7 protein-coding genes and 2 pseudogenes are annotated in these 8,732 nt (G+C 72.7%); 7 read left to right on the top strand and 2 right to left on the bottom strand.

Annotated features, from left to right (window positions below):
• From GTW67_RS02950 to GTW67_RS02925, 6 genes are all read left to right on the top strand, one after another.
• Nucleotides 1-976: sugar phosphate isomerase/epimerase family protein (locus GTW67_RS02950; RefSeq protein ID WP_237518620.1), on the top strand; the 976-nt coding region annotated here is incomplete at its 5' end.
• Between the two features lie 13 nt (nucleotides 977-989).
• Nucleotides 990-1,718: an EboA domain-containing protein gene (locus GTW67_RS02945; RefSeq protein ID WP_161163223.1), complete on the top strand. Its 729-nt coding sequence runs from the start codon at nucleotides 990-992 to the stop codon at nucleotides 1,716-1,718.
• Nucleotides 1,718-2,566, top strand: coding sequence for a TatD family hydrolase (locus GTW67_RS02940; RefSeq protein ID WP_161163222.1), 849 nt, complete (start codon nucleotides 1,718-1,720; stop codon nucleotides 2,564-2,566). Before GTW67_RS02945 ends, GTW67_RS02940 begins: the two co-directional genes overlap by 1 nt.
• Nucleotides 2,567-2,569: 3 nt before the next feature.
• Entirely contained in the window at nucleotides 2,570-3,760 is a 1,191-nt protein-coding gene (eboE, locus tag GTW67_RS02935) for a metabolite traffic protein EboE (RefSeq protein ID WP_161163221.1), read from the top strand.
• Nucleotides 3,757-5,166: an alkaline phosphatase family protein gene (locus tag GTW67_RS02930; protein ID WP_161163220.1), complete on the top strand. Its 1,410-nt coding sequence runs from the start codon at nucleotides 3,757-3,759 to the stop codon at nucleotides 5,164-5,166. Before eboE ends, GTW67_RS02930 begins: the two co-directional genes overlap by 4 nt.
• A gap of 112 nt (nucleotides 5,167-5,278) precedes the next feature.
• Nucleotides 5,279-6,499 carry a TIM barrel protein gene (locus tag GTW67_RS02925; protein WP_161163219.1) on the top strand — a complete coding sequence of 407 codons (1,221 nt, stop codon included), beginning with the start codon at nucleotides 5,279-5,281 and terminating at the stop codon, nucleotides 6,497-6,499.
• A 107-nt stretch (nucleotides 6,500-6,606) separates the two neighbouring features.
• Here GTW67_RS02925 and GTW67_RS02920 read toward each other — a convergent pair.
• Both GTW67_RS02920 and GTW67_RS02915 read right to left on the bottom strand, forming a co-directional pair.
• A pseudogene (locus GTW67_RS02920) lies at nucleotides 6,607-7,737 on the bottom strand (OFA family MFS transporter); the annotation flags it as partial.
• Nucleotides 7,689-8,455, bottom strand: a pseudogene (locus tag GTW67_RS02915) (thiamine pyrophosphate-binding protein); the annotation flags it as partial. The pseudogenes GTW67_RS02915 and GTW67_RS02920, both read right to left, overlap by 49 nt.
• Before the next feature lie 67 nt (nucleotides 8,456-8,522).
• Here GTW67_RS02915 and GTW67_RS02910 point away from each other — a divergent pair.
• The coding region (locus tag GTW67_RS02910; protein ID WP_202436755.1) for an ATP-grasp domain-containing protein at nucleotides 8,523-8,732 on the top strand (210 nt) is incomplete at its 3' end.

The raw sequence follows: 8,732 nt of genomic DNA, 5'->3' as shown, positions 1-8,732 counted from the left end.
CCAGAGGCCGGCCCCGGGACCGGGCGCGAGCGCGTGCCCGGTCGCGACCGGCGCCGGCGCGGGGCCGGAGCCCGGCGGAGCCTCCGCGTCGCCCCTCCGCTTCGGCTACGGCACCAACGGGCTCACCGACCTCCGTCTCGACGACGCCCTCGGTCTCCTCGCCGACCTCGGCTACGACGGCGTCGGGCTGACGCTCGACCACATGCACCTCGACCCGCTCGCCCCCGGCCTCGCCGCCCGCACCCGCCGGGTCGCGCACCGGCTGGACGCACTCGGGCTGGACGTCACCGTGGAGACCGGCGCCCGCTATGTGCTCGACCCGCGCCGCAAGCACGGCCCGTCCCTCCTCGACCCGGACCCGGAGGACCGTGCCCGCCGCACCGACTTCCTCGTGCGGGCCGTGAGGGTCGCCGCCGACCTCGGAGCGCACGCCGTGCACTGCTTCAGCGGCATCACCCCGCCCGGCACGGACGAGGACACGGCCTGGAAGCGGCTCGCCGAGGCCATCGCCCCGGTCCTCGACGCCGCCGACGACGCCGGCGTGCCCCTGGCCGTCGAACCCGAACCCGGCCACCTCCTGGCCACCCTCGCCGACTTCCACGTCCTGCGCCGCACCCTCGGCGACCCCGGGAACCTCGGCCTCACCCTGGACCTCGGCCACTGCCAGTGCCTCGAACCCCTCCCGCCCGCCGACTGCGTACGCGAGGCCGCGCCCTGGCTGCGGCACGTGCAGATCGAGGACATGCGCCGCGGCGTCCACGAACACCTCCCCTTCGGAGACGGCGAGATCGACTTCCCGCCCGTCCTCGCGGCCCTCGCCGCCACCGGCTACCAGGGCCTGACCGTCGTCGAACTGCCCCGCCACTCGCACGCGGGCCCCCACTTCGCCGCACACTCCCTCCCGTTCCTCCGCCGGGCGGCGGCAGCGGCCCCCGACACCGCGAACCACCCGGGCGCGCCGACCGCCACCCTCTGAAGGGAGCCACCCCATGACCAGATCCCACGCCACCCACCGCACCCAGGACACGGATGGCGCCCCCGCCGAGCAGACCGCCCAGGGCACCACCCCCGCCCGCACCGCGCCGGCCGACCTCCGCGCCACGCTCACCGCCCGGCTCGACGGAGCCGCCCGCGCCTGGCTCGACCAGGCCCTGGACGAGGCCGCCGCCCACCCCGGCGCCCACGGCCCCATCTCCGTCTGGGAACTGCGCCTCGCCGAGGCCGGCCGCCGCTGCGGCCCCGCCCACGCCGACGCCGCCCGCGTCCTCATCCTGCACGCGGCCCGCGCCGACGCCGCCGTCCTGTCCCGCGTGTACGCGCAGGGCACCGCCGACGAACGCCGCGCCGTGCTCCAGGCGCTGCCCCACCTCGTGCCCGGCCCCGACGCGCTCCCGCTCGTCGAGGACGCCCTGCGCACCAACGACACCCGCCTCGTCGCCGCCGCCCTCGGCCCCTACGCCGCTCGGCACCTGGACGCCCACCAGTGGCGGCACGCCGTGCTGAAGTGCCTGTTCACCGGCGTCCCCGTCGACCAGGTGGCGGACCTGGACCGGCGGGCCGGCGCCGATCGCGAACTCGCCCGCATGCTCGCCGACTACGCCGCCGAACGCGCCGCGGCGGGCCGTCCCGTCCCCGACGACCTGCACCGCGTCCTGGCCCTGACCGAGCCCCCGCGCCCCGCGCACGGCACGGCCGACCCCCACGGCAAGGAGTCCTGATGCGCATCTTCGACCCCCACATCCACATGACCTCCCGCACCACCGACGACTACGAGGCCATGCACGCCGCGGGCGTCCGCGCCGTCGTCGAGCCGTCCTTCTGGCTCGGCCAGCCCCGCACCTCTCCCGACTCCTTCCGCGACTACTTCGACGCGCTCCTCGGCTGGGAGCCCTTCCGCGCCGCCCAGTACGGCATCGCCCACCACTGCACGATCGCCCTCAACCCCAAGGAGGCCAACGACCCGCGCTGCCTCCCCGTCCTCGACGAACTGCCCCGCTATCTCGTCAAGGACCGCGTCGTCGCCGTCGGCGAGATCGGCTACGACTCGATGACGCCCGCCGAGGACAAGGCCCTGGCCACCCAGCTCCAGCTCGCCGCCGACCACGGCCTGCCCGCCCTCGTGCACACCCCGCACCGCGACAAGCTCGCCGGCCTGCGCCGCACCCTCGACGCGGTCCGCGAGTCCGCCCTGCCCACCGACCGGGTCCTGGTCGACCACCTCAACGAGACGACCGTCAAGGAGGCCAAGGACAGCGGCGCCTGGCTCGGCTTCTCCGTCTATCCGGACACCAAGATGGACGAGACCCGCATGGTCGCCCTGCTGCGCGAGTACGGCCCGGAACGGGTCCTCGTGAACTCCGCCGCCGACTGGGGCAGGAGCGACCCGCTCAAGACCCGCAAGGTCGGCGACCTGATGCTCGCCGAGGGCTTCACCGAGGACGACGTGGACCGGGTGCTGTGGCGCAACCCCGTCGCCTTCTACGGGCTCAGCGGGCGGCTGGAACTCGACGTGACCCCGGTGGACGCCACGCACGAGGGCAACTCCATCCTGCGCGGCGGGGAGTGAACGATGCGCTTCCGGCACCCCGACGGCTCCACCGTCCACCTCGCCTACTGCACCAACGTGCACCCCGCCGAGACCCTCGACGGCGTCCTCGCCCAGCTCCGCGACCACTGCGAGCCGGTCCGCAAACGCCTCGGCCGGGACCGGCTCGGCATCGGCCTGTGGCTCGCCCGCGACGCGGCCCACGCCCTGGTCACCGACCCCTCGGCCCTGCGCGGCCTGCGCACCGAACTCGACCGGCGCGGCCTGGAGGTCGTCACCCTCAACGGCTTCCCCTACGAGGGCTTCGGCGCCGAAGAGGTCAAGTACCGCGTCTACAAACCCGACTGGGCCGACCCCGAGCGCCTCGACCACACCACCTCCCTCGCCCGCGTCCTCGCCGGCCTGCTGCCCGACGACGTCACCGAGGGCACCATCTCCACCCTGCCGCTGGCCTGGCGCACCGCCTACGACCAGACCCGCGCCGACAAGGCCCGGGGCGCCCTGGTCACCCTCGCCGAACGCCTCGACGCCCTCCAGGAACTCACCGGCCGCTCCATCCGCATCGGCCTCGAACCCGAGCCCGGCTGCGTCGTGGAGACCACCCGCGACGCCATCGCCCCGCTCACCGCGATCGGCCACGACCGCATCGGCGTCTGCGTCGACACCTGTCACCTCGCCACCTCCTTCGAAGACCCGCACACCGCCCTGGACGCCCTGACCGAGGCCCGCGTCCCCGTCGTCAAGTCCCAGCTCTCCGCCGCCCTGCACGCCGAGCACCCCCGGCGCCCCGGGGTCCGCGAAGCACTCGCGACCTTCGCCGAACCCCGCTTCCTGCACCAGACCCGCAGCGCCGGCACCGCCGACGGGTCCGGGACCGCGCCGCCGCACGGCACGGACGACCTCGACGAGGCCCTGTCCGCCGACAGCCCGCTGCCCGACACCGCGCCCTGGCGCGCCCACTTCCACGTCCCCCTGCACGCGGCCCCCGCCGCACCCCTCACCTCCACGCTCCCCGTGCTCAAGGCTGCGCTGACCCGCCTCGTCGGCGGCCCGCACCCGCTCACCCGCCATCTGGAGGTCGAGACCTACACCTGGCAGGCCCTCCCGCCCGAGCTGCGCCCCCGCGGCCGCGCCCAGCTCACCGACGGCATCGCCGCCGAGCTCACCCTCGCCCGCGACCTGCTGACCGACCTCGGCCTGAAGGAACTGCCATGACGCCACCGGCCACCCCAGCGGCCCCCTCCGGCCGACCGACCCCGCTCCTCGTCCTGGACGTCGTCGGCCTCACCCCCCGTCTCCTCGACCACATGCCCCACCTCAAGAAGCTCGGCCGGTCCGGCTCCCGCGCACCGCTCGGCACCGTCCTGCCCGCCGTGACCTGCGCCGCCCAGTCCACCTTCCTCACCGGCACGATGCCCTCCGAGCACGGCATCGTCGGCAACGGCTGGTACTTCCGCGAACTCGGCGACGTCCTGCTGTGGCGCCAGCACAACGGCCTCGTCGCCGGCGACAGACTCTGGGACGCCGCGCGCCGCGCCCACCCCGGCTACACCGTCGCCAACATCTGCTGGTGGTACGCCATGGGCGCCGACACCGACATCACCGTTACCCCCCGTCCCGTCTACTACGCCGACGGCCGCAAGGAACCCGACTGCTACACCCGGCCCCCGGCCCTGCACGACGAACTCACCGACAAACTCGGCACCTTCCCCCTCTTCCACTTCTGGGGCCCCGGCGCCGACCTGGTCTCCAGCCAGTGGATCATCGACGCCACCCGGCACATCATGGCCACCCGCCACCCCGATCTCACGCTCTGCTACCTCCCTCACCTCGACTACGACCTCCAGCGCTTCGGCCCCGACGACCCCCGCTCCCTGAAGGCCGCCACCGACCTGGACGCGGCACTCGCGCCCCTCCTGGACGACGCCCGCGCCGAGGGACGCACCGTCGTCGCGCTGTCCGAGTACGGCATCACCCGCGTGAACCGGCCCGTGGACATCAACCGCGCCCTGCGCCGCGCCGGACTGCTGGAGGTCCACACCCAGGACGGCATGGAGTACCTGGACCCGATGGCCTCCCGCGCCTTCGCGGTCGCCGACCACCAGATCGCCCACGTGTACGTCCGCCGCCCCGAGGACCTCGACGCGACCCGCGCCGCCCTCGACGGCCTGCCCGGCATCGAGCAACTCCTGGACGACGAGGGCAAGAAGGCCCACCACCTCGACCATCCCCGGGCCGGCGAACTCGTCGCCGTCGCCGAGCCGGACGCCTGGTTCACGTACTACTACTGGCTCGACGACGACCGCGCGCCCGACTTCGCGCAGCTGGTCGAGATCCACCGCAAACCCGGCTACGACCCGGTCGAGCTGTTCATGGACCCGCTCGACCCCTACGTCAAGGTCAAGGCCGCGACGGCCGTGGCCCGCAAGAAGCTCGGCATGCGCTACCGCATGGCGGTCGTGCCCCTGGACGCCTCACCTATTCGCGGCAGCCACGGCCGCCTCCCGGCGAGCGACGACGACGGTCCGCTCCTCATCTGCTCCACCCCCCGCGCTGTCGGAGACCGCGTGGCGGCCACCGACGTGAAACAACTCCTGCTCCGGCTCGCCGGACTCGGCTGACGCATCCACGGTCAGGCCCGAATTTCCGGCTACTGAGAGTGAAACACACGACACTGACAACGGCCCGCCCGAGCCGCATCAGGGCAGGCCACGAACGAGAAGGCAGGCACCCGTGACCCTGTACTCCGACCCCTCCCGCACCGAGGCCGACACCGCCTCCGCCGGCCCGGACGAGGCCCTGCGCCGCAGCCTCGGCGTCGGCCGGCGCCGCTTCCTCAGCACCTGCACCGCCGTCGCGGCCGGAGCCGTCGCCGCCCCCGTCTTCGGCGCGTCCCCCGCCTTCGCCGGAGGCCACGGCAGGGACCACGGCCACGGGCACGACCACGACCACGGGCACGGGCACGGCGGCGGGCAGGTCCTCGTCCCCGCCGACAAGCGCGGCATCATCCTCTACACCGTCCGCGACGCCACCGCCCGCGACCCGCTCGCCAGCGACCTGCCGTCCGGCTTCCGCGAGGTGTTCAAGCAGCTCGCCCGGCACGGCTACCGCCAGGTGGAGTTCGCCGGGTACGGCCAGCACGCCAACGCCCCCGGCGGCGCCAGCCTGGAGTCCGTGGCGGGCGCCAGGCTGCTGCGCTCCTGGCTCGACGAGTACGGGCTGCGCGCCCAGGGCAACCACGGCTTCATCCCGTCCTCCTGGCCGCTGACCAAGGCGGACCTGGACACCTTCAAGAAGCACCTGGAGATCGCCAACATCCTCGGCATGGACCACATGGGCACCGGCGGCGACCCCACCGGCAGCTCCTACCGCGCCGACTGGGACGTGGCCGCGGACAAGTGGAACGCCCTCGGTGCCATCGCCCGCCGCGAGGGCATCAAGCTCTACACCCACAACCACGACAGCGCGTACGGCTTCCTGCTCGACGGCGGCCCGCTGGACGACCAGGGCCGGCCGACCCGCAGCTCGGGCATCCGGAAGCTGGAGTACTTCCTCAAGGTCACCGACCCGAAGGTGGTCTGGCTGGAGATGGACATCTTCTGGGCGCACGTCGCCCAGTACAAGTTCCACACGTACACCGCGCACGACGGCTCCACCCGGAAGAACGTCTTCGACCCGGCCGGGCTGGTCGTGCGCAACAACAAGCGCTACCCGCTGTTCCACGCCAAGGACGGCGTCGTCAGCACCACCAACGGCCAGGGCTACGACATGGTTCCCTTCGGCACCGGCGTCATCGACTACACGACGTTCTTCTCCCGGGTGGGGGAGCGGAACTACCACAACCCGATGGTCGAGGACGACAACTCCCCGAGCGCCACCGACCCCGCGCAGTCGCTGCGCGAGGCCAAGATCAGCTACGACGGCCTGGCGGCCCTGCGCAAGCGCCGCCACTGACCCCGCACACGGACCGGGCGGCCCCTCCCGTAGTACCGCGGGAGGGGCCGCCCGGTCATGTGCGGAGCGCACTTCCTCGTCAGGCCGACCCTCTCGTCGTCCCTCTCTCATCCCTCGCCGAGCGGCCGCGGGTTGGGCGTGACGCGCTTGTTCCTGGAGCGTCCCGGCGGCTGGAGGAACAGCGCCACGAACCCGGCGAAGATCGAGATGCAGCCCGCCAGGATGAATGCGCCGTTGTAGCCCCAGGCGCCGACGACCACGGCACCCATGCCCGCGCCCAGGCCGGAGAGGAGCTTGGAGCTGTAGACCATGCCGTAGTTGGTGGCGTTGTTGTTCTCACCGAAGTAGTCCGCCGTCAGGGCCGCGAACATCGGGAAGATGGCGCCGCCGCCGAAACCGGAGATCGCGGAGAACAGCAGGAACAGCGGCAGGTTCTTGATCTCGGCCGCGAAGATGATGCCGAACTGGGCGAAGCCCAGGATCGCGCACACGTACAGCAGGCACTGCTTGCGGCCGTAGAGGTCGGAGAGCCAGCCGATGACCCCGCGCCCGGTGCCGTTGACGATCGCCTTCAGCGACATCGCGGTGGCCACGATGCCGGCCGCGAAGCCCGCCTCCTCACCGATGTCGACCTGGAAGGTGATGCCGAAGATGTTCACGCCGGAGGTGCAGGCGAGACAGAACCGCATCAGCGCCACCCGGCCGGTCCGCCAGGCCTCCAGCGGGGAGAACTGCTTGGTCGCCGGGGGGTTCTTCGCCAGCGAGCGCCGGGCCCGCGGGTCGTCCGGCGGGTTCAGCGGGTCGACGGAGGCCGGCCACCAGTTCTTCGGCGGGTCCCGGAAGTAGAAGCCGGCGACCGCCACCATCGCGGCGAGGAGGACACCCGCCGAGACCAGCACCCAGCGGAAGTTGGAGCCGTCCATGTAGCCGTGGAAGATGAAGACGAACGGCACCGAGCCGTAGGCGAAACCGCCGTCGACGAAGCCGGTCTTCCCGCCCCGGCGCTCCGGGTACCACTTGCCGACCATGTTGACGCAGGTCGCGTACACCATGCCGGCGCCCATGCCGCTGAACACGCCGAAGCCGATGAAGGCGAGCCAGACGTGCGGCGCGAACGCCAGCGACAGATAGCCGAGCAGCGTGCCGGCCGAACCCAGCATCATCGCCCAGCGCGCCGGCAGCTTCCCGTTCTCCCGCAGCCGCCCCGCGGGGAAGGCGACCGCGGCCTGGCAGAAGATCCGTTGAGCGTGCGCACCAGCTCGACGGCTGCCTCCGTCGCGCGGGTCGTCCACACCTGGCTGCCGAGCAGGATGGCCGGCTTCTCGGCGTGCACCAGCAGGTCGGCGAGCTTCTCGACGGCCTCCGGGTCGCCGGGCGAACGGGTGGAGGCACGGTAGGCCCCGGCCTTCGGCACGCGTGCCTTGTCCACCGTCACCTTCGCGTCCAGCACGTCGCGCGGGATCTCCAGGAAGGAGGGGCCGGGCGCCCCGTGGTAGCACTCGCGGAACGCCATCGACACCATGTCCGCCGCCCGCGCCGTGTCCGGCACGGTCGCGCCGCGAACTTGGTGATCGGCGTCAGCATGTCGACGTGCGGCAGGTCCTGGAGCGAGCCCATCTTGTGCTGCGTGTGCGCGCCCTGACCGCCGATCAGCAGCATCGGTGACTCGGCGCGGAAGGCGTTGGCGACCCCGGTGACGGCGTCGGTCGTGCCCGGCCCGGCGGTGACCACCGCGCAGCCGGGCTTGCCGGTGATGCGGGCGTAACGGTCGGCGGCGTGCGCGGCGACTTGCTCGTGGCGCGCATCGACGACCTCGATGCCCTCGTCGACGCAGCCGTCGTAGATGTCGATGATGTGGCCGCCGCACAGCGTGTAGATGCGGTCGACCCCCTCGGCCTTGAGGGCCTTGGCCACGAGGTGCCCGCCGGATATGACGTCCTGGGTGTCGTCGGGCATGGCGAAGTCCTGTCCCTTCAAGAGGGGTGGGGCGCTCTCGCGGTACATTGCATACAGTCGACGAATACTGTATGAAGCCGAACGCCAGGCAAGGGAACTCTTCGAGGAACACGGCATCGTGGTGCCGCGAGCGGAGGTCACCGACTCGCCCGCGAAGGCACGCGAGATCGCCCGCCGGCTCGGCGGACGCGTCGTCGTCAAGGCACAGGTGAAGACCGGCGGTCGGGGCAAGGCGGGCGGAGTGCGGCTCGCCGCCGACCCGGCCGCAGCGGAGGCA

The sequence above is a fragment of the Streptomyces sp. SID5910 genome, from assembly GCF_009862125.1.
In the GTDB taxonomy this organism is placed as follows: Bacteria; Actinomycetota; Actinomycetes; order Streptomycetales; family Streptomycetaceae; genus Streptomyces.
This window is presented reverse-complemented; position numbering and strand designations above follow the sequence as displayed.

Bases quoted from the DNA above. Each gene is read 5' to 3' on its own strand.
- GTW67_RS02930 (WP_161163220.1), top strand. From the start codon at position 3,757: ATGACGCCACCGGCCACCCCAGCGGCCCCCTCCGGCCGACCGACCCCG.
- GTW67_RS02945 (WP_161163223.1), top strand. From the start codon at position 990: ATGACCAGATCCCACGCCACCCACCGCACCCAGGACACGGATGGCGCC.
- GTW67_RS02940 (WP_161163222.1), top strand. From the start codon at position 1,718: ATGCGCATCTTCGACCCCCACATCCACATGACCTCCCGCACCACCGAC.
- eboE (WP_161163221.1), top strand. From the start codon at position 2,570: ATGCGCTTCCGGCACCCCGACGGCTCCACCGTCCACCTCGCCTACTGC.